Here is a 21,243-nt window from a genome sequence, read left to right as displayed (position 1 = left end):
CCGGCGGCGGGTGGAAGATGAAGCCATAGCACGTCAATGGACGACTCCTCTCCTCGGCGAACCTCGATCGCGCTGATTCCGAGCGAGTTCGGCAATCGGCACGCTATGACACGCGTCCACCGGGAACATCCGCCGCGCCGAGCCGAAATATCCGCACCGTTCGGTCACCGCGTCGGCCCCGGCTCCGCATCGGTTCGAGCTCGACGACGGCCGCGCAGGCGCCGAGTCGGCCGGATAGTGTACGACAGGCGATCCACGACGCAGCAATACGGATATTCCCGCCCGAAATGGCGGATGATCCAGCTCCCCAACTGGCCTAGTGTCCGAAATGCGACAGCCCGACCCATTCGAAATCGGCCGGGCACAGAGCATTCGGACGCAGAGGGATCGAGTATGCGGTTGATCGTGGTCGACGATAACGACGTTACGGGCGACGCACTGGTGCACAAGTTGCGCCAGCGTGGGCACCACGCCGATCGCAAACGTCGGGGCTCGGACCTGTTGGTTACTCATCATCGCTATCACGCGGTTATCCTCGACCTCGAGCTGCCGGATATGTCCGGGCTGACGGCGCTGCGCAAGCTGCGCGAAGTCAGCTCGGTGCCGCTGGTCGTGCTCACCGCGGATACCGACGAGCGCTCGGTGGTGCGGGCGTTGCGCAGTGGCGCCGACGACTATCTGGTGAAGCCGACGCGGGTGGCCGAGTTGACGGCTCGGCTGTACGCGATCACGCGACGCCTTCCGGTGCGCGCTGTGCCCGAGCCGACGACGGTGGTCGTCGCGGGCGATGTTCGGGTGGATCTGGCGGCCGGGACCGTTGAAGTCGCCGGTCGAAATGTGCAGCTGACCCGGGTCGAATTCGCGGTGTTACGGGCGCTGGTCGAGCAGCCGGGTACGGCGGTGAGCCGTCAGCAGCTGCTCGACCGCATCTGGGGCGATGCGTTCGTCGCGGTATCGCATGCACTGTACGTGCACGTCAATGCGCTGCGCACCAAGTTGAACCGCCCGGGACTGATTACCACCATCCACAGCTACGGCTATCGGTGGAATCCTATTGCTGCCGTGGCGAACTCGATCGCAGTCGAGTCGATGGCGGTGGATGCGCTCGCGGGTCGCACTGCCTGACCGGCGGGAAACCAGGTCATCCCGACCGCGGCCGCGCCAGGATCGATCCCGCACCGATCACGACATCGGCCCATCCCGACCACCGCGGCGCCGATCACCGCACCGGCGATTCCGACCACCTCGGCATCAGGGTCGCGGCAAGTACCGCGCCCGTGATAAGCAGTGCGCCGCAGATAAATAGGGCAATGCGGAAACCATTGCCGAACGCGACGGCATCGGTGAGCCGCGCGCCGGAAATACCGACGAACCCCGGCAGTGCGGCGACCGCGAGCAACTGGGCGGTGCGGGCGACCGCGTTGTTCACCCCGGAGGCAATTCCGGATTCCGTTGCCGACACCGCGGCGAACACCGCGCCCGTGAGCGGAGCCACGAACACTGCCAATCCGACACCGAGCACGACGGTCCCCGGGAAAACCGCGCTGAGATAGGTTGCGCGCGGACTGATCTCGGTCAGCAGCATGGCACCGACGCCGGCGAGCGCGGGCCCGGCGATCATCGGGATACGCGCGCCGTGGCGCTGCGCCCATCGACCGGCCGACGCGGACGACACCAACATGATCCCGGTAATCGGCACTGTCGCCAGGCCCGCCGCGAGTGGCGAGTACCCCGCCACCATCTGCAATTGCAATGGCAACAGGAAGTAGACGCCACCGAGACCCGCGTATACCGCAGCAGTCACCAGGTTGGCCGCGGTGAATACCCGTGCGGAGAACAATGCCGGCGGCAGCAGCGGATGATCCCCACGCATCTGGATCACCGCGAATATCCCGAGCGACACCACGCCGAGCAGTGATATCCACCCACGCGCACCGATGCACCCATAGGTCAGCGCACCCAGTCCGGCAACGGCGGTAGTCACCCCCGCCACATCGAGCGGCCGCGCATCAGTGTCCCGCGATTCGGGAAGATAATGCACCGAGACAATGGCCACAGCCACGGCGAACGGCACATTGATGAGGAAAACCGAGCGCCACCCGGCCAACTCGGTCAGCCAGCCACCGACAATCGGTCCAACCGCTTCGATGACGCCGATGAGCCCGGCCCACAAGCCGATTGCGGCACCGTGATCGCGACGATCGATCGAAGCCGAGAGCAATGCCAGGCTGCCCGGCGTGATCAGCGCACCCGCGATCCCCTGCACGACCCGCGCCGCGACGAGCATTTCCATCGAGGACGCGACGCTGCACACCAGGGATGCCAGCGCGAAACCGACACTGCCCCAGATGAATACCTTGCGTCGCCCCAACCGGTCTCCCAGCGCGCCACCGACCAGAATCAGCGATGCCAGGGCCAGGGTGTAGCCACCGACCACCCACTGCAGATCGGCGACATTGTCGCCGAGGCTCGAACCGATCCGCGGCACCGCGATATTGACGACCGATGCGTCGAGCACCACCACCGCCGAACCGAGCACGCTCGCCGCGACAACCCAGCGTCCGGTGACCGAACGCAGGCGCGGCGGTGCGGACGCGGCCTGGTTCGGTACGACGAGATCGCTCATCGTCTGCAGGCGAGAACCAGCGCGAACCGATCATCCGAATCGGTCCACGAATGCTGCACTCGGAAACCGGAGGTTTCGAGCTCCCGCTGGAATTCGGGCAGCCGGAACTTGGCCGAAATCTCGGTACGCAACTGCTCGCCGGCTGCGAAGTCGACGACGAGATCCAGCTCGGCGACCGTGACCGACATATCGGCCGTGGCCTCGAGCCGCATCTCGATCCACTCGTTGTCGGGATCCCACAACGCTATGTGCGCGAACCGGTCCGGCTCGAAATCGGCGCCGAGCCGCTGGTTCACCACGTGCAGGATGTTCCGGTTGAACTCGGCCGTCACCCCCGCGGCATCGTCGTACGCGGGGACCATGACGGCCGGATCGACCACGAGTCCGACGCCGAGCAGCAGTTGTTCGCCCGGCTCGGTCACCTCGTGGATGCACCGGTAGAAATCCGCGCGCTCCTCGGGAATCAGATTGCCGAGCGTGCCGCCGAGCAGGGCAATGAGCCGCCGGTCACCGCGCGGCAGTGTATGCAGCATGCTGGTGAAGTCGCTGACCACCCCGTGCACCGCGAGTTCGGGATACTCCTCGTGGATCCAGGTCACCGCGGTCCGCAGTGCGGATTCCGAAACATCCTGCGGCAGATACAATTTCAGGGATCCTTGCGCACGCAATGCGGTCAGCAGCAGACGCGTCTTCTCCGATGAACCCGAACCGAGTTCGATCAGCTCCCCGACCTCGCCCGCGGCCGACGCGATCGCATCGGCAGTCTGCCGAAGCAGCGTCCGCTCCGTGCGGGTCGGGTAATACTCGGGCAGCTCGGTAATCGCTTCGAACAGCTTGCTGCCCTGCGCGTCATAGAACCACTTGGACGGCAGCCACTTCCGACTGCCGGTCAGCCCTCGCAGGACATCGGCACGCAGTGCGGCCGCGAGATCGTCCTCGGTGAGTTGGATATCGATACTGATGTGAGGCCGCACTGGCTTACTCCGATCGATGCTGAATCGCCGACGCAGGATCAGGTGTCGACTACAAACCTTGCGGTCCACTTCTTCGACAACGGAATTGTCGACGCCGCCACCACACGCCCGCCAACCGGCGAATCGCACATTTACATCGGCTTAAGTTTGATCATGCTCAGCGGACGCGCTGCGGATCAATGCCCAGTTCGGAGAGGTTCATGGCCATCTTCTGCTGCACCGCCGGGACCCAGTCCAACGTGCGCAGCACCGTATTGCGCAGGCCGCGCAAAGGTGCGCTGCCGACAGTCGCGACGCGGGTCATCTTGTCGGTGAACGCGACAACGGCCTCCGCGACCGGCCGACGTTCGGCCTCATAGGTATCCAGGACACTGTCGTCGACGCCGTCGCGGATGACCGCGGCGAGTTTGGCCGCCAGCTCGAGCCCATCCTGCAGACCCGTGTTCATGCCCTGTCCCCCGGCGGGACTGTGCACGTGCGCGGCATCCCCGGCGAGGAAGATCCGTCCGGCGCGGTAGTGCTCGGCCAAGCGGTGGTGCACACGGAAACGAGAACTCCACACGATCTTCTCGACCGTGGCCGGATTCCGTTGCGGACCACGGGTACTCAGTAGATGCTGGACGTGGAGGTGGTCCGGTTGGGGCGGGGCATCGTCCACGGTGGCCACGATGCGGTGCCGTCCGCCCGGCAGGGGTGCGATAACGGTGACGCCCTCCGGGGAAAAGTACAGCCGGATCTCCGCATCCGGCACGTCACCACCCAAGACCGTGTCGGCGAGGACGAAAGACTGGGCGTAGGTATCACCTTCGAAGGCGATACCTGCCTGCTCACGGACGAGACTGTGCATCCCGTCTGTGCCGACGACATAGCGCGCCCGGATCACCTCGCCCGCGGCCGTGGTCGCGGTGATACCGTCCGGATCCTGGGCCAGTGCCGTCAGCTCACAGGGCCGCGTGACCCGGGTCCCGGTGGCCTCCAGTCGCTCCAGCAGGATCTGCTCGGTGCTGTCCTGCGGGATCAGCAGCGTGTAAGGATAAGCGGTAGGCAAATCGTCGAAGCCTACGTGTAGCAGCACCCGGTCGCGTTCCCGAACGGTGGCCTGCGACACGATGATTCCGCACGCGATCATCTTCTCGGTGACGTCCAACTCGGTGAGCACCTCGAGCGTGCGGGCGTGTACGACGGCGGCGCGGGAGGTGTTGTCACCGGCGGCCTGCTTGTCGATGAGGATGACGGGGACGCCCTTGTCCGCGAGCGATGTGGTCAGTGCCATGCCGACCGGCCCGGCGCCGACGACGAGCACATCTGTCTGTGTGGGAATGTTCATGCAGGGTGACGCTACGGACGGATACACCGCGGCCGCGTCTGTCGAATGACTGTAGTAGCCCTCATGATTCGTGCGGACGGCTAAGTCATGGCGTACCTGGCGAGTTCGGCGCGCGAGGCCACGCCCAACTTGGGGAACGCCTTGTACAGGTGGTAGCCGACGGTGCGGGCGCTGAGGAACAACTGGGTGCCGATCTCCCGGTTGGTCGCCCCGGTCGCGGCCAGTCGAACCACCTGAAGTTCCTGTGGCGTAAGCGAAGCCAGCGGGTCGGATTCGCGGCTCTGGTCGGAGATCGAGATCCCGGTGGCCCGCAATTCCGCCGCCGCACGCTCGGACCACGGGACGGCACCGAGCAGATCGAAGGTCGCCATCGCGGCCCGCAACTGTGTCCGGGCCGCCGTGCGCTGGTTGTGGCGACGCAGCCATTCGCCGTACATCAATTCGGTCCGCGCCTGTTCGAAGGGCTGGTCGCCACGCGCGTGCAGGTCCAGCGCGCCTTCGTAGAGATCCGCCGCGTCGCCGTCGGTGAGCAGGGCGTGACAGCGATGCAGGACCGCGAGCACCCATGGTTGGTCGATTGCCTTGGCCCAGTTGGTGAACCGCGACATCGCCTGCTGTGCGCGTTGCGGGTCGCCGATGCGCACGGCGGCCTCGACATAGTCGGGATAGGCGTAGCGCCAGACGAATGCGTGCCGGCCCGGACCGGCCGCCGACTTGTCGAGCCGGTCCAGTACCTGCGTATACCGGCCGTAACCACAGTCGAGCGCGACCAGAGCGTAGGTCGCCCAGGCCATGCCGGTCATCCACATCCCGCCCTCCTCGATCGCTTCCCCGGCCAGGGCCTCGCATTCCTGTTCCGCACCCGCCACGCCCGCCAGCCAGGCGGCGATACCGGCCAGATAGTGCTTCCAGTAGTGCTGGCCGATGTCCTCGGCGAGCCGCCGTCCCTCGGCGGCGGTGGCCCGTGCGGCACGGTGCCGACCGGTCGCGAGTTCGGCGATCGCGAGCATCATCATGGCTTGGGGCATGCGCCCGATCCGGCCCGCAGTGCGGCAGGCGTCGACCAGGCGTGTCGCGTCCCGGTACATGCCGTCCACATCGCCACGGGCGAAGCCCAGATAGGCGGCGACGATATGCAGGTCCACCGGCAGGTCGGCGACATCGCCGAGGTTGTACGGCGCGATATTGACGGCCAGCCGATCCCCCTCCAGCAGCAGGCGGATATCGCGGGCGAGCGCGTGAATCGCGTGCTGTGGCCCGCACACCCGAGTGGCGATTTCTTCGGTGCGGCGCGCCAACACGAGTTGGTCCGGATGCGGGCGGCTGGACCACACGTAGATCGCGGCCCAGCCGAGCATTGCGAGACAGGCCTGTTGATCCTGTGTCACGGTCAGTGCGAGGACACCGTCGTGCAGTAGGCGCGTGGCCTCGAGCGGATGTCCCGCTTCGAAGGCCAGCCCGGCACGCACCCGGGAGAGTTCCGCGACAATAGCTGGCTCGACGGGCGGCGCAACGGAGTCCGCGCACTCCGCCGATTCGGGGGCAGTCCGAGCCCTGGAGGCATGCTCAGTCGAATCAGTTACGCGCTGGACCACATCGGGTGCATGCCCAGCCAAATCGGAAGCGTGGTGGGCTGTTCCGGGTTCACCCTGAGCCACGTCGGTTGCGCGCTGGGCCAAGTCGGTTGCGCGCTGCGATAACCCGGCTTCATACGCGGCGGTGGCCGCGATCGTCCACCGCCGCGCCTTGTCCAGGACGGCGGGCGACAATTCGGCGGCACGGGCATAGCCCGCGCTGACCGCGATCTGACCACCGCGCCGCCGTGCCCGCGCCGCGGCCTGCTCCAATTGCGCGGCCACTTCCTCGTCCGGCAGTGCGGTCGCCGCCGCTAGATGCCAGGCCCTGCGGTCGTCGTCCAGGGCATCGGCCAAGGCCCGATGGGCCGCGACCCACTCGGCGACATCGCACGCCAGCCGCGCCGCCGTGCGGATAAGTGGGTGGCGGAATTCGATTCCCGATGCGGTAACCCGAACCAGCCCGGCCTGTTCGGCTGGCGCGAAATCCGTCAGCACCGCACCGACCGATGACAGCGCGCGGGTCACGGGCTCGATAAACCCGCTGTCATCCAAGGCGGCGACCAGCAGACAGCGGCGGGATGCCGCCGGCAATGCGCGGATCCGATCGCGGAATCCGGCCAGCACTCGGCTCGACGGTGGTTCGGATCCGCCCAGTGAATACGCGAGTGGAATGCTGTCGCCAGCACGCTGCGCGGGCGTCAACGTGCGCGGAATCTCCAGCAGGGCAAGCGGATTGCCACCGGCCTCGGCGATAACGTGAGCGCGCGCGGACGGTGCGAGGGTAGCGGTGGCATCGACGAGATGCGTCGCGGCCGCGGGATCCAAACCCGTCAAATTCAGCTCGGGTACACCGGGTGCGGGAAAAGGGCGTTCCCCGTCGCGAGCGGCGAAGATCAGCGTTACCGGCTCGCTGTGCAGCCGACGCACTGCGAATAGCAGCGCGTCGGCGGACTCCTGATCGAGCCAGTGCGCGTCATCGATCAGACACAGCAGCGGTCCGTTCATCGAAAGTTCGGTGAGCAGGCTCAGGATGGCCAGGCCGATCAGGAACCGGTCCGCCGGTGTCGCAGAACCGAATCCCAATGCGGCGAGCAGCGCATCGGATTGCTGCCGCGGCAACAGGGAGGCCGTCTCCAGGACCGGACCCAGTAGCACATGCAGTGCGGCGAAGGGAAGTTCCGTCTCGGACTCGATGCCGGTGACGCAGAGCAGTCGAGCATCCGCCGACTTGGCGTATTCCAGCAGCGCTGACTTTCCGATTCCCGCTTCACCACGCACGACAAGGGCACTCGGGTGCCCATCGACCGCATCGGCGAGCAGCTCATCTATCCGCTGCTGCTCTGCCGTCCGGCCGTATAGCATCCGCCTGCTCCCGCACCTTGCGCACCATCAATCAGAAGCGCACCTTAACGCGTTCTGCTCAATGCCGGGATGCGGCCACACCCACCGTGGGAGGCGTCCGGTCCCAGGGGCGCGCGGCCTTGCGTGCGGCCACACCGCCGCCTGCAAGCCGGGTAAGCCCGGTCAGCAGCGCATACGCGAGCCCACTGGTGGACAGGCTGATCCGCGGGTCCTGTCGGGCCATGCGCTGCACCTGCTGGCTGCGGGGGCGGCGTTGCCGATCGTCGGCACGTAACGCGTTGGGCGCGAACGACCAACCGGCGCCGATCTCACCGGGATCGACACGTCGCTCCAGTACCCGTACCGACCATCCGGCACGCCGCAGGCCGATCGCCGCGGCGAGTTCGCCGATTCCGCCACCCGCCACTACGGCCCTACGCTGCGCCGTCATCGGTCGCTGTCCTTTCGTGTCGACATGGGTTCCCTGGTGAGCCGCTCGGCCATCCAGTCGTAGACGTCATGGGCGGCCTGTAGGCGGCGGGCGCGTGGACTGCCGGTGCCCGCGAGTTCCATCCCCGCAGCGGTGACGTCACGGAAGGTGGCCAGACTGGCGACCCGGCGCCGCACCACGGTGTCCCATGCGTCGTCATCGATGCGGAAAAAGTTCGTGCGCTCACCGGGTTTGGTGTGCCGCCGGACGAAACCGGCATCGGTCAGCATTCGCATATTCGTGGTCAGCGATGCCCGGCTGGCCCTGATCGCCGACGCGATCGCCTCGGCGGACTGCTCGGCCGGATCGCAGATCATCAACCAGCCCAGAATCCGCCCGGCGATCGGCGGTAGCCCGTATTCGTTCGTGCAGAACATGGCGACTCGCTCGACCCACTGCAGCACGCGCTCGGGCTCGGGATCCGACTTCGTCATCCAGCACCTCCATTCAACTTGGGCTAGCTATTTCAGTAGTAACTGAAATAGCTAGCTGGGGCAAGATGATCGAATGGGACTACAGCGAACCGACGGAACACCATTCGTGCCGGATGACGTGTCCGACGTGATGGTGGTGGCCGGGCCCGCGCGGTCGTATCGGAACAGCGTGCACGAGGAAATCAAGCTGGTTCAGGTGAGCGGCACCGGATTCACTGTGCGCAGGCGTGGGACCGTCCATCGCGCGGCGCCGGGCGAACTGATCGCACTGCATGCCGATGACGCGCATTCCGGCGCACCGGACGATCTGGACTCGGGGAGCTGGCGCATGATGTGTCTGTCACCGTCCCTGATCGCGGAGGTCGTGCCATCGGCGGCGGTACGGTTCGGGGATGTCGTCGTCGGTGATCGCTTGCTGGCGAATCATTTTCGGTCGCTGCATGCTCTTCTGTATCAGCCCGGAGGTCGTCCCGGTTCCGCACTGAGTCGCGAGGGTGGCCTGCTGGAGTTCGTTGCCGCGTTGGCGCTGCGCTCGGACTCGGTCGAGAGTTCCGGATCGGGTGCGGTCGGCCGGATTGCGGTGCTCGTTCGGGATTACCTGCGCGAGAATATCTCTCGCAATGTGACGCTCGACGAGCTCGGTGGCGTGACGGGCACGAGCAAGTACCAGCTCGTGCGGGCGTGCACCGCTCATTTCGGTCTGCCGCCGCACAAGCTGCACGTGCGCCTGCGCCTCGACTACGTCCGATGGATGCTGCGGCGCGGTATGGATATCGCCGAAATCGCCTACGCGACGGGCTTTCACGATCAGCCACATCTGACACGGGTGTTCACCGCCGCGTACGGCACCACACCGGCGAGTTATCGGTCGAGCTTTCACGGCATCGCACGGCGGAGTTGGACTTCGCGTGCCGCGCAAGAACGTACAAGACCGACCGAGCCGAAGGCGCCTACTGTCCTTGTCCGACCAGAAGAGAGGGATGGCGATGACGCGGATCGAAAAGATCGAGTTCACCAGTGACGGATATCGTCTGGTGGGCGATCTGTATCTGCCCGAGCCCGGTACCGAACGCGGTGCGGTGGTACTGACCGGACCGTTTTCCGGTGTGCGCGACCAGGTTACGGGCTACTACGCGGAGCGGTTCGCCGAGCGTGGCTATGTCGCATTGTCTTTCGACCACCGCAACTGGGGTGATAGCGAGGGGCTGCCGCGCCAGCACGAGGACGCCACCGCCAAGGTGTCCGATCTGCGGCACGCGGTGAGCTTCCTGGCCGCCCGGCCGGACATCGACGCCGATAAGATCGCCGTCTGCGGAGTGTGTCTGGGCGGGATCTACGCGACGCAGCTGGCGGCATTCGACCCGAGGATCAAGGCGATAGCCCTCATCGCCGCCGCCTACAACAATCCGACGCTGATCCGAAATCGCTTCGGGGCGGAGAACTTCGCCGCACTGATGGATCAGTTCGCGCAGATCACACAGCGCCAGTTCGACTCCGGTGAGGTCGAGTACTGGCCGGCGGTCAACCCGGAAGGCATGCCCGCGGGCAATCCCGGGCCGGAGCCGTTCGAGTACTACGGCACCGCACGTGGCGCGCGAGCCGGCTGGGAAAACCGTTGCACCGCGCAGTCGGTGTTGCAGGAGCTGACGCTGGACGTGGACGCCTACCTGCCGCTGCTCACCACTCCCCTGCTGATCGTGCACGGCCGCGGCGACCAGGCGATTCCGGTCGGAGATGCCGAAGCGGCGCACGCGAAAGCCCCCGAACCCAAGGAACTTCTGCTGCTGGACACCACCAACCACATCGACCTCTACGACGATGACACCTACGTACTGCCCGCCGTCGACCGTGCCGTCGACCACTTCGACCGAAACCTCTGATCCAGGACCTGCGTCTGAGGTAAGTCCGCCACCGCACCCGAGCACTGGGCAGATAGTCACCACGCAGTGGTCGCGGGGCTTTCGGGCAATACCGCCAGGAACACACGGTGACCGTCTGACCAGCTGTGTTGTGGGGGTTATGTGGGTTGGGATGGGGTGGGAGGATCTGGGGTATGGAGGTGTCGGGAGATTCGTTCGGGGGGCGGCGGCCGACCAGTCATGAGCGGATGACCGGGCTGCCGTGGGATGCGTCGTACCAGGACGAACTTGCGCCGTGGGACGTGGGCCGGCCACAGCAGGCAATCGTGCGATTGGGGACTGCGGGCGGGTTCACGGGGGCGGTGCTCGATGCGGGGTGCGGGAGCGGGGAGAATGCGCTATACGTTGCGGCGCTGGGATTTTCGGTGCTCGGTGTTGACGTGGCCGAGACGGCGCTGGCAATCGCGCGGGCGAAGGCCGCCGAGCGTGCGATAGCTGCGGAGTTCGTCGCGGCCGATGCCTTGCGGTTGGAGCGTTTGGCGCGCAGGTTCGAAACGGTGCTGGACTGTGGACTGTTCCACACCTTCGACGCGGACGAACGGCCGGAATATGTGGCGAGTCTGGCGTCGGCGACCGTGCCCGGTGGCACCTTGTATGTGTTGTGCTTCAGCGACAACGGTCCCGATACCGGCCCACACCCGGTCAGCCGGGAAGAGCTGACCGCGGCGTTCGATTCGGGCAATGGATGGAAGGTCATCGCGATCGAACCGGATCGGCTCGACACGCGATACCACGACAACGGGGCACCTGCTTGGCTCGCGACCGTCGAACGGGTCCGGTACCGCGGCTCGAGATCGTGATCTCGGCTGAGTAGCCGACCATGAGGGCACCGCCCAGACTGCCCGACCTGCAGTTATCGCCGTTCGGCTACCTTCGCGATGATCGGGAACTTGGGGTTGAGCGTGAGGCCGGACATCGGGGTGAAGTCCGGGTTCTCAATGGTCACCTCGAACCGCCGGACAATGGTGGACAGTGCCAATTGCATCTCCATCATCGCGAACGCGTTGCCGATACACAGGTGGCCACCCGCGCCGAAGGGCAGGTACACGTTCCGGTCCCGAGCTGCGACGGCGGTGGGAGCGAAGCGGTCCGGGTCGAAGATGTCGGGCTGGTCCCAGCACTCGGGGTTCCGGTGCGCGTGATAGTAGCTGTAGACCACCGGAGTGCCCGCGGAGATGCGGTATCCACCGATCTCGTCGTCCTCGACGGCGCGACGTTGCCCCATCCATGCTGGTGGCTGCATCCGCAGCACCTCCTCCAGCACCTGTTTGCCATAGGTCAGCGCGGGCAGGTCGGCCATGGTGGCATGCCCGTCGGACAACGCGTTGTCGACGTCGGCGCAGAGCCGCTGGCGCACCACGGGATTCGATTGCAACTGCAGCATCGCCCAGGTCAGTGCCGAGGCGCTGGTCTCGTGACCGCCGAAGAGCATGGTGACGACCTCGTCACGCAGCTCGCGGTCGGTGAGTTTTTCGTTGGTGTCCTCGTCGGTGGCGTTCATGAACATGGACAGCAGGCCGCTGTTGTCCGAACCGCGCAAATCGGCGATCACCTGGTAGACGATGGCGTCCATCTCTCCGATCGCCCGCCAGAAGCGGCGGTGGCTCGGAGTCGGAAACTTCAACGGCACCAGAGGCATTTGCACGAACTTCCCCAATTCGGCAAGCATCCTGTGCATTTCGCGGGCCAAGCCGGTGACCTCCGGGCCGTGCGGGTCCAGTCCGAACAGCGACCGCACCACGATCCGCAATGTCAGGTTGCTCAGCTGCGCACCGAGGTCGATTGTCCGCCCGGCAAAGGCATGTTCGGCCCATTCGTCACACATGGAGTCGATCTCGGCCACCATGATCTCGCCGAGCGCGTTGATCTTCTTGTGGTGAAAGGCGGGTTGGGCCAGGCGCCGGTTGCGTCGCCACCGGCTGTGGTCGGCGATGGACGCCAGTCCGCGCCCTACGAACGGTTCGATGGTGTTGTACAACTGGGTCTCGCGCGTGAAGTTCGCCATGCGCTCCTGCAAGATGTACTTGATGTGGTGGGGATGGGTGACCCCGACCATGTTCCCGTTGAGCAGCTGGAGCTCGAATACATTGCCGTGCCGCGTCATAGCGTCGGACAGCAGCGCAATCGGATCCCCGATGAAGCGCTTGGTGTTACGCAGACGGCCGGCGAACCTCGGAGGTAGCCCACCGGTAGCGGCAATTAGTGACATGCACTAAGTAAAACCGATCGTGTCGACATCCGCACCGTGAGTGTCGATCCGCAACAAGCCGCGAAGAACTTCGAAGTCAGAGTTCACTTTTCGGAGAGCGCGGCGGCGATGTCACGCCGGGATCCGACGCCGAGCTTGGCCAGGATATTGGAGACGTGGGACTGAATTGTCCTGCGCGACAGGAACATCTGGGCGGCGATGTCGGAGTTGGAGGAGCCCTCGGCCACCAGGGCGGCTACCTTGCGTTCGGTATCGGTCAAGGCGGCGCGGCCGGATTTCGGGCGGTTGCGCGGACCGCGGACACCGCGGCGAATTCCGTACGGGCGCATGCGCGCGAACGCGCGGGCGATATCCCACGATGCGCCGAGACCGGTATAGAGCTCGACGGCGGCATCCAGAGCTGCGCGGGCGTCCGAGTCGGACCCATCCGCGGCGAACAATACGGCCGCGTTCTCGTATGCCTGCGCCTCGTAGAGCGGTCGCCCCGCCTGGCGGAACATGTCGGCGGCCGCACGCACAGTCGCGGGATCGCGCTCGGCAACGCCGCGGCACAGCAGGGCGGTGCCGGTTCTGGAAGCCGTCGGTTGGCGCCGCGCCAGCTCGGCGGACGCCACGACCACCGAACGAGCCGCTTTCTCGTCGCCGACATCGGCGGCCAGACGGGCGATATCCGGGAAGATGTAATACAGCGTGTGCGCGGTCAATCCGTCTGCGAGGCGCAAATGCGCGTCGACGAGCAGATCCAGTGCGCCTCGCGGATCGCCGTGGGTCTCGAGCATGAGGGCCTTGATCCACGGATAGAGTTGGCCGTAACTACGGGTGCCCGGCAGGTCGGCGGGTGCGGGGATGGTATCCGGATCCGGCAGGAAGGTGCCGCGGTGGATGCCGATCAGCGCGGACAGGAAGTGCAGGATCGGGGTGTACCCGAAGGCGTCGGGCACCGATTGGCCCGAAGTGCATTCGACGAGCGCATCGTCCCAGCGTCCGTCCAATACATAGAGCCGCGCCTTGGCGACCATGATCGTGCCCAGATAGACACCGTGGACCCGGTGACTGTATCCGATCGCCTTGTGCAGCATCGCTTCCGCATCGGCGAGTCGATCGAGCTCGATCAAGCAGTGGGCGTTGAGGATATGGGGATCGAGCTGGTCCGAACCGAATCCGCTTTCGAATTCTTGCAAGATGCGGCTGCTCAGTTCCAGTGCCTCGTCGAGGTAGCCCCACGAATAGCGCACGCCCCCCACGGTCAAAAGTCCGTATCCGGTCACGAGGGGATTTTCGATGGCTTCCCCGATCGCCAGCGCCTGCGCGCCCGCCGCCTCCGCGGCGTCGAGCCGGCCCAGGAAGACATTGGTCAAGCCGCTCAACCCGTGGAATCGGCCCGCGTCCGCATCCGTGAGATTCGATGTGGCCAGGGTCTTTTCGGCAACGGCGACGACTTCGCGCAGATCGCCGAGCGCATGGCAGGCCTGCACCAGCAACCAGCGCAGTTCGATATCGTCCTCGGACCGGTTCAGCAGCGCCGTGCGCACGAGGGCTTCGGCCTCGGCCGCGCGACCATTCCACAGCAGCGCGTAGGCATGCAGTCGCAGCAGTACCGCACGCATGCCGAGGTCCGCAGTGTCCGCCGCGCGCTGCAATAGCTGCAGCGCGATCTCGGGCGCGCGCACGATCAATTTGTCGGCCACCGCGACCAGCCAGTCGAGCGTCGGCTTGTCGAGCCCGTTCTCCCCCGCCAGCAGGTAGTACGCGATTCGCTCGATCGGCGCGTCGGTGGCCAGCAGGATCTGCCCGGCCCGACGCAGCAATCCGGCGCGCAGCGAATCGGGCAGCTGATCGGCGAGCACCTGACGGATCAGATCGTGCCGGAAGACCAGCTCGGAGTCGGCGCGGGTGAGCAGACCGCCATCGGTCGCCTCGGTGACCACATTCCAGATTTCCAGGATCGGACTGTCCAATACCGCGGCGAGTTCCGCGACATACACGGTCGGTCCGAGGGCGGCGGCCATCGGCAGTAGCTGCCGCGCCGATCGGGACAGGAATTCCAGCCGCTGTGCGATCGCCCCCGCCAACGACGCGGAGGGGCCATCGGCCAGGTCGGTGGGATCGGCGGTATCGGCGACAACCGTGATCGCCTCGTCGCGCAACAGCGATGCCACCAATTCCGTAATGTAGAGCGGATTTCCGCCCGCACCGACAACCTGCCGCATCAGGCCTGGCCCCGGAGCCGCACCGACCATATGCCGAACCAGTTCCGCCGCGGCACGTTCCGGCAGCGCGCCGAGTCGAATCACCGGCGCACCGCGGTGCGCCAGTTCCGCCGTCAACGCGGCCAACCCGGTGTCCCGGGGCAGCGGACGCGTCGCCAGCACCAGCAGCAGCGGCATATCGCCGGCAACCCCGCAGAGCAGGTACAGCACCGCCAGACTCTGCCGATCCGCCCAGTGCACATCGTCGATGACCAATGCGACCGGACCGGCGGCACACCAGGTATCGACCAGATCGAGGATCGCCTCGCTGATCGCGAACTCGTGCGTCGCCGCACCGTCACCCGCCCGATCCCCACTGCGCAGCAGCGCCCGCACCGGATCGGATCCTCGATCGCTGTCCAGCCAGGAGCACACCGCCGCGAACGGCACCTGCCGCTGCAATTCCTGCGCGGCGCCCCGACGCACGGTCAGACCGTCGGCGGCATATCCGGCGACGGCCGCATCGAGTAGCGCGGTCTTGCCGATACCCGGCTCGCCCTCGACTAGCACCACCGCCCCCTCCCCCGCGGCGGCACGGCGGCCCAGCGCGACAACACGCTCGACCTCTGCATCACGACCGACGAAGACCGAGGTAAGGGGACCCTGCACGGACAGAATCCTATGCCCCCGCATGAGCCAGTGCAGCATGCACATCGCCCGGTAGGAGCGATATCTCACCGACTGATGCGGATATTCCTACCCGCTATGACGGATGTTCCCGCTTCACGGCTGCCATAGGGTCCGATTACGGCGGCTCGTGACCGGCAAATCAGCCGGTAGAGCAGGTCCGATCGGCCGCCGAGCAAAGGAGAACCGTTGCAGTCCGAGGCACCCACGCGGCACCCCGCACTCGCCGTGGTGCGCGGATTTGCTCGAGTCGGTGGTCATATCGCGCGGGAAGCGGTTATCCGTCCACAGGCCATGCGTGCGGCCGATGTGCCGGTGACCGGACGAGAACTGACCACCGATTGGCTCACCGCCGTGCTGTGCTACGACCATCCGGGTGCGAAGGTCGAAGCGTTCGCTACCACGGATCGGAGCAGCGGTACCTCGACACGGTGGAAACTCACCGTCGGCTACAACGAGATCGGCCAGGTCGCGGGCCTGCCGGAGAACCTGTTCGCGAAGACTACCGCGGACTTCAAACAGCGGCTCACCCTCGGCCTGGCCGGCACCCTGCACGGCGAACCCGGCTTCTTCAAACATGTACGACCCAATCTGGAAATAGAGGCCCCGCGCGGATATCACAGCGCAGTCGACAGCCGGTCCGGGCGCTCGATCTCACTGCTCGAGGATGTCGTCAGCACCAAGGGCGCCAGCTTCTGCACACCTGGCACCCCGATCGGACGCGAGCAGATCGAGGATCTGTTGCGCACCATGGCGACCTGGCACGCCCGGTACTGGGACGACAAAGGGCTGCGGTTACACGGGTGGCTCGAAACGCCTCGCTCGCATTTCGCCGATCTCGACCGATTGATCGGCATGTCCAAGCGGGCGCGGGTCGGGGCCGGGCGCGCGCTTTCGGTGATTCCGGAAGCGCTACCCGCCCACCATGACCGGCTGTATCGCGCACTGGAACGCTCGCTCGAGATCGCGAGCACCGGACCGCAGACCTTCCTGCACGGCGACAGTCACATCGGCAATACCTATGTCACCGCGGCCGGCCGAATGGGTATCACCGACTGGCGGGTCGTACAGCGCGGCAGTTGGGCCTGTGACTTCGCATACCTGGTTGCCTCCGGTCTGGATGTGGCCGACCGGCGAGCCTGGGAACGCGAACTACTAACCGGTTACCTAGCACGTCTAGCGGCCTGCGGGGCGCCGGCACCCGACTTCGACACGGCCTGGCTGGCCTACCGCCAGCAGATGTTGTACCCGTATTTCAGGTGGCTCTCGACCATCAGCCACAGCGCCATCGCGCCCGAGTATCAGCCCGATGAGGTCTGCCTCGGCATCATCGAGCGCACCGCGACCGCCGTACTCGACCTCGATGCCACCAGAGCCGTCGAGTCGGCCGGATGAAGGACCAGAGGTAGCCGATGCGCATCGTCAGTAATCGTTGCCGCACGGTCGAATACACCGTGACGACAGCGAGCCCGTGCGCCATTGATATCGAACCGTCGGTGATCGGGGCACGCAGATGCTTCCACGACTGCCTGCTGCTGACGATCGGGGTGGACCGCGGCGACCGGGCACTTGCGGGCACCGCCGTGCAGCTGGTCCGGCGCATCGTCACCGAATCCGACGCCGGACCGATCGTCGTCGAGGGTTTCGCATGCCTGCCCCGCCCCGGCGAAAGAAATCGCACCCCAGCCGGATTCGATGTGCTCTCCGAACTCGCCGAGGCCATCGACGTGCTGACCGAAGTCGCCGAGCGGCTCGAGGAACGTGGTGAGCAGGTCCACCTGATGCCGTTCGGCTGGTTCAAGCATTGCCGCGTCGACCCGCTCGACGGTGCCGGGACACAGCATGTGATCCAGATGTCGGCCGACGACAACCGGCACTGCGACCCGGTGTTGCGCTGGCACGGTCCGCGCTCACAGTTCCTCGCCCATTCGGCGCTGGCCGCACGAGTCAGGAAGGTGTGCGTCACCCCCGAACGTGGTCGACGCTGAACACTGAGCATGAAGATCTTCAGTAGTCGTTGCCGCACCTTCGAGTACACCGTCACCACCGCAAGTCCGGCCGCCGTAGATCTCGAATCGGCGGCGATCGGCGTGCCCAATACCTTCTCCGACTGCCTACTGCTCATGGTCGGCGTGGAGCGCGGCGATTCGACCTCGTCGACGGCGGCCGCGAAGATCGTAAGGCGCATCGCATCCAAGACCGATGCGTCGCATATCGTCATCAACGGGTTCTCTCATCTGGCCACCCCCGGTGAACGATCCGATGTTCCAACGGCTTTGCATGTACTGACGAATCTCGCCGAATCCCTCCAGGCCCGCGGCGCCCACGTCCATCTCATGCCGTTCGGCTGGAACAAGCGCTGGCAGGCCGACGTTCTCGACGGCGAATGGGAACAGCGCGTCGTCCACCTGCCGATGTGAGGCGCGGCGGCCCGCATTCTCGCCCAACCCCTCCCGCTGCTGGAAATCACTCCTGCGCGACAAGCACTACGCTGTCCGACCGTGGCCGAACAGGTGGCTGGTGGTTGGGCACACCACCGCCGAAACTCGGTGCCGACCAGGGGAATTGGGCCGCCTCCGGCCTGTTTGCGCAGCGCGCTCCGGAGTCGGCTGCCGGGTGGACGATTCGAATCCGCCTGAGCGGAACCCCAGCACTACTCCCAGGAATGGGAAGACCGCCAGGAATGCGGAGGTTTCCGTAACGGTTCACTATTGATTGTGCCGTCAAATAGCGGCACAATAGACCTCATACAACCTGCATCCCCGGCACACCCACTTACCGACCAAGTCCGGGCTCGGCGGGACGAAGGAGATATCGGTAACCATGAACCTCAAGTCGAAGAAGGTCGTCATCGCCGGCGCGGTCGCCGGTGCACTGGTGATCACTCCGGCCGCCATGGCGATTCAGTCGACCATCGCGGCGCCCGGTAACCACAGCAACAGCAATGGCGGCGGCGCACGAGGCGGCGGGTACAGCAACAGCAACTCGGGCAACCGTCGCGTCGCCGATCAGGATCACGCCGCCACCGGAAACAACAACTCGAGCCGGGGCTCCTACAACAACAACACCAACGATGGTGGACGCTGGGTTTGGGTGCCCGCCGAGGGCAACAGCCGCTGATCCATTCCCCTTGCGGCTCTTCACATACGAATACGACCGCCGCTCCGACAGGAGCGGCGGTCGTATTCGTATGTGCGCAGCACCCGATGCGTCGCGCCAACCACTTCGGGAAGGCGGAATTGCACCGGGGTAGCCAGTTGCACTCCACCAGTAGCCAATTGACCGTCAATACAGACCGATGCCCTTCCAGACGGTGTGCGCTGAATTGCGCGACCGCCCGAAAGGGCATCAGCGGTAGGAAGATTCGCGGTGCTAACTCAGGTCAGATTGCCGTCGATACACAGGCTCGACGACCGCCACGACGGCCCCGGCCGGTTCGCGGCCATATCGAAGGTCCAGTTCGAAATCGGCCCGGCCGCACGCCAGTACAGCCCGCCTCGGCCGTCCGCGACGGCCTCGTACATATCCTCGCGGCCCTCGATCAGCTGACTGCCGACGCAGTAGTCCATGTAATCGGTGCCGGGCTGCTGCGCACCCGGGCTGAACTTGCCCGCGGGATTACCGTTGGTACCAGGGTTGTACACGCTGCTGCGACCGGGGGCGTAGCCCTCACGGGACCAGCGCGCGAAGCCGAAGAAATCGGATTGGCACCGGTACATCCAGCCGCCCGCGGCGACCGCCACACCCTGCTGAACAGCCTCACCGGCCCACAGACAGCGCACGCCGATATCGGCGTTGGCCGCAGGTGCCCCGGTGCCGAGGCCGAATCCGCCGACCGCCGCAGCGATCGCCGCGAGCATGGACAGTGCTCGGATCTTGTTGCGACCCTGGCCATTGCGTGCCGGGTCAGGACATTCGGTCGGTCTGGGTGCCTGTTCGCTGACGTTGATCATCGACGTCTCCTTCATCATTGTCTCGCCCGCCGGCCGACGTCGATACGGGCCGATGGGAGGTGCTGTTCCCGCTGCCTAATGTAACGCTATTTAACGGCACGTTAGACTAAGTGTCGCCACTCATGGGAACAACAGAGAAGGAAAGGCCTGGCCAGGGACATGCAGCAAAGAAAGAACGGCCGCAAGCCAGGCAAAAAATTGCGCGTCTCGGCGCGAGCCGATCGCGTCAGGCGTCGGGCAGCGACTCGGTGAGTTCGCTGTCCTGTTCGAGATACTTTGCGACAAAGCGGTTCACGAGCTCACCGGCCGCCTGCCCCGGACGGACCCGAGTCTCGGCCACCCGGTCGGCGAGCACGGCCTTGTCCGCGGGCGTGCGCCCAGAGTTCTGATATGGCTCCCACGCCGACCGGTGGAACAGATCGACGAAGCGGCGGGCGATCCGGTCGCAGTCGGCGCGCAACCGCTCCAATTCGCCGAGCAGCGCGTCGACCGGCATGCCCGCACCCTCCAACTGATCGAAGATGCGGATCAGCTGCGGATCGGCGATGCGGTAGGTCGCGGCGTCCACCGGTTCGTACAGACCGGCCGAGACCACGCGGGCCAAACCATGGGGAACATCGCGATAGCGCTGCTCGAGTTCGGTCGCCGCGATCGTATCGCCAGCAGGCGGCACGATGGACTGCGTCGCACCCGGCTCCGCGACGCCGAGGATATCGCCGAGATCGTCACCGCGGTCCCATGCCTCCAGCAGTTCCCGGATGCCGTTGAGCTTGATCCCCCGGTCCAGCAAACGGCTGATCGTCTGCACCCGATTGAGGTGATCCGGCCCGTAGAAGCCGGTGCGGCCCTTCACCTGTGGCGGGGGCAGGATGCCGCGCTCGGCGTAAACCCGCAGGCTGCGCACGGTCGTACCAGCCTCGCGCGCCAGCTCATCGATCGTGTACTCCACGTCCCCTGCCATATGTCTAGGAAACCACACAGAAACATTACTCATAGGTAAGCATACGTCAGTGATGCCGGGCCCCTATGGTTCGCGGCCCACCGTCAACCCCCAATGACACCCCCTAACTATTCCCGCCCTTGGCAATTCGTCCCATCCGATACAGAGGCGGCGGGGCCTATCCTTCCGATATGACCGAGGCGCAGGCTTCTCGAATTACCGTGACGGAACGAGAACGGGCGCTGGAGCAACTGTCGCACCACCTCGGTACCGGGCGATTGAGCCTGACCGAGTTCGACGAACGCAGCGCCATTGCCGCGGCGGCGACCACCAAAGGACAACTGGCGGAATTATTCGCCGACCTCCCCGGCGTCACACCGCCCGCACCGTCGGCACCCACCGTTAATGCGCTGCAGCGACTGCGGACGATCGCAGCGGTGATTTCGATCGTCGCGGTCGTGCTCGCGGTCGCCACCGGCAACTGGCTGTGGCTGCTGGCGGGCACCGGGACCATCGTCGCCTTCGTGGTGCAGCGAATGCGCTGAGTTCCCACCCCGTCGGCTCTCCGACTGCCGTC

The 21,243-nt window shown here is 65.7% G+C and carries 19 protein-coding genes; 9 read left to right on the top strand and 10 right to left on the bottom strand.

Translation table 11 applies throughout. From position 1 onward, the window contains the following. The first annotated feature begins 393 nt into the window (after positions 1 to 393). Positions 394 to 1,125 carry a response regulator transcription factor gene (locus AB0L58_RS39155; RefSeq protein ID WP_364395640.1) on the top strand — a complete coding sequence of 244 codons (732 nt, stop codon included), beginning with the start codon at positions 394 to 396 and terminating at the stop codon, positions 1,123 to 1,125. A gap of 94 nt (positions 1,126 to 1,219) precedes the next feature. Here AB0L58_RS39155 and AB0L58_RS39150 read toward each other — a convergent pair whose 3' ends face one another. The 6 genes from AB0L58_RS39150 to AB0L58_RS39125 form a co-directional block, all read right to left on the bottom strand. Next, the gene (locus AB0L58_RS39150) at positions 1,220 to 2,626 is read right to left on the bottom strand and encodes a DHA2 family efflux MFS transporter permease subunit (protein WP_364395638.1); all 1,407 of its coding nucleotides are present in this window, start codon (positions 2,624 to 2,626) and stop codon (positions 1,220 to 1,222) included. Beyond that, on the bottom strand, positions 2,623 to 3,600 hold the full coding sequence (gene egtD, locus AB0L58_RS39145) for an L-histidine N(alpha)-methyltransferase (RefSeq protein ID WP_364395636.1): 978 nt from the start codon (positions 3,598 to 3,600) through the stop codon (positions 2,623 to 2,625). The genes AB0L58_RS39150 and egtD overlap by 4 nt, the downstream gene beginning before the upstream one ends. Positions 3,601 to 3,757: 157 nt before the next feature. Beyond that, entirely contained in the window at positions 3,758 to 4,927 is a 1,170-nt protein-coding gene (locus tag AB0L58_RS39140) for an FAD-dependent monooxygenase (protein WP_364395634.1), read from the bottom strand. Positions 4,928 to 5,007: 80 nt separating this feature from the next. Beyond that, positions 5,008 to 7,866: an AAA family ATPase gene (locus AB0L58_RS39135; RefSeq protein ID WP_364395632.1), complete on the bottom strand. Its 2,859-nt coding sequence runs from the start codon at positions 7,864 to 7,866 to the stop codon at positions 5,008 to 5,010. A 58-nt stretch (positions 7,867 to 7,924) separates the two neighbouring features. Next, entirely contained in the window at positions 7,925 to 8,296 is a 372-nt protein-coding gene (locus tag AB0L58_RS39130; protein WP_364395630.1) for a hypothetical protein, read from the bottom strand. Beyond that, positions 8,293 to 8,769 (bottom strand): hypothetical protein, encoded by a 477-nt coding sequence (locus AB0L58_RS39125; RefSeq protein ID WP_364395628.1) that lies wholly within the window; start codon positions 8,767 to 8,769, stop codon positions 8,293 to 8,295. The genes AB0L58_RS39130 and AB0L58_RS39125 overlap by 4 nt, the downstream gene beginning before the upstream one ends. Positions 8,770 to 8,842: 73 nt before the next feature. On the opposite strand from AB0L58_RS39125, the gene AB0L58_RS39120 reads away from it, so the two are divergent. The 3 genes from AB0L58_RS39120 (at position 8,843) to AB0L58_RS39110 (ending at position 11,488) form a co-directional block, all read left to right on the top strand. After that, on the top strand, positions 8,843 to 9,790 hold the full coding sequence (locus AB0L58_RS39120; RefSeq protein ID WP_364395623.1) for an AraC family transcriptional regulator: 948 nt from the start codon (positions 8,843 to 8,845) through the stop codon (positions 9,788 to 9,790). Then, positions 9,756 to 10,649, top strand: a complete 894-nt coding sequence (locus AB0L58_RS39115) for an alpha/beta hydrolase (RefSeq protein WP_364395621.1) — start codon at positions 9,756 to 9,758, stop codon at positions 10,647 to 10,649. Before AB0L58_RS39120 ends, AB0L58_RS39115 begins: the two co-directional genes overlap by 35 nt. Positions 10,650 to 10,876: 227 nt before the next feature. Beyond that, positions 10,877 to 11,488: a class I SAM-dependent methyltransferase gene (locus AB0L58_RS39110; RefSeq protein WP_364395669.1), complete on the top strand. Its 612-nt coding sequence runs from the start codon at positions 10,877 to 10,879 to the stop codon at positions 11,486 to 11,488. A gap of 53 nt (positions 11,489 to 11,541) precedes the next feature. Here AB0L58_RS39110 and AB0L58_RS39105 read toward each other — a convergent pair whose 3' ends face one another. Together AB0L58_RS39105 and AB0L58_RS39100 are read right to left on the bottom strand one after the other, a co-directional pair. Then, positions 11,542 to 12,897 (bottom strand): cytochrome P450, encoded by a 1,356-nt coding sequence (locus AB0L58_RS39105; protein ID WP_364395619.1) that lies wholly within the window; start codon positions 12,895 to 12,897, stop codon positions 11,542 to 11,544. An 83-nt stretch (positions 12,898 to 12,980) separates the two neighbouring features. Then, on the bottom strand, positions 12,981 to 15,755 hold the full coding sequence (locus AB0L58_RS39100) for an AAA family ATPase (RefSeq protein ID WP_364395617.1): 2,775 nt from the start codon (positions 15,753 to 15,755) through the stop codon (positions 12,981 to 12,983). Positions 15,756 to 15,962: 207 nt separating this feature from the next. On the opposite strand from AB0L58_RS39100, the gene AB0L58_RS39095 reads away from it, so the two are divergent. From AB0L58_RS39095 to AB0L58_RS39080, 4 genes are all read left to right on the top strand, one after another. After that, on the top strand, positions 15,963 to 17,168 hold the full coding sequence (locus AB0L58_RS39095) for a phosphotransferase (protein WP_364395615.1): 1,206 nt from the start codon (positions 15,963 to 15,965) through the stop codon (positions 17,166 to 17,168). Positions 17,169 to 17,227: 59 nt separating this feature from the next. After that, positions 17,228 to 17,761 (top strand): hypothetical protein, encoded by a 534-nt coding sequence (locus AB0L58_RS39090; protein ID WP_364395613.1) that lies wholly within the window; start codon positions 17,228 to 17,230, stop codon positions 17,759 to 17,761. Positions 17,762 to 17,770: 9 nt separating this feature from the next. After that, positions 17,771 to 18,193: a threonyl-tRNA synthetase editing domain-containing protein gene (locus AB0L58_RS39085; RefSeq protein WP_364395611.1), complete on the top strand. Its 423-nt coding sequence runs from the start codon at positions 17,771 to 17,773 to the stop codon at positions 18,191 to 18,193. 403 nt (positions 18,194 to 18,596) lie between these two features. Continuing rightward, positions 18,597 to 18,893, top strand: coding sequence for a hypothetical protein (locus AB0L58_RS39080; protein WP_364395609.1), 297 nt, complete (start codon positions 18,597 to 18,599; stop codon positions 18,891 to 18,893). A gap of 257 nt (positions 18,894 to 19,150) precedes the next feature. Here the strand turns inward: AB0L58_RS39080 and AB0L58_RS39075 are convergent, their stop codons facing one another. After that, positions 19,151 to 19,726 (bottom strand): hypothetical protein, encoded by a 576-nt coding sequence (locus AB0L58_RS39075; RefSeq protein ID WP_364395607.1) that lies wholly within the window; start codon positions 19,724 to 19,726, stop codon positions 19,151 to 19,153. A gap of 226 nt (positions 19,727 to 19,952) precedes the next feature. Next, complete coding sequence (locus AB0L58_RS39070) at positions 19,953 to 20,687, bottom strand: MerR family transcriptional regulator (RefSeq protein ID WP_364395605.1); 735 nt, start codon at positions 20,685 to 20,687, stop codon at positions 19,953 to 19,955. A gap of 170 nt (positions 20,688 to 20,857) precedes the next feature. Between AB0L58_RS39070 and AB0L58_RS39065 the strand changes: the two genes are divergently transcribed. Next, entirely contained in the window at positions 20,858 to 21,211 is a 354-nt protein-coding gene (locus AB0L58_RS39065) for a DUF1707 domain-containing protein (protein ID WP_364395603.1), read from the top strand. The last annotated feature ends 32 nt before the right edge of the window (positions 21,212 to 21,243 follow it).

The sequence above is a fragment of the Nocardia sp. NPDC052112 genome (assembly GCF_040680135.1).
Lineage (GTDB): Bacteria > Actinomycetota > Actinomycetes > Mycobacteriales > Mycobacteriaceae > Nocardia.
This window is presented reverse-complemented; position numbering and strand designations above follow the sequence as displayed.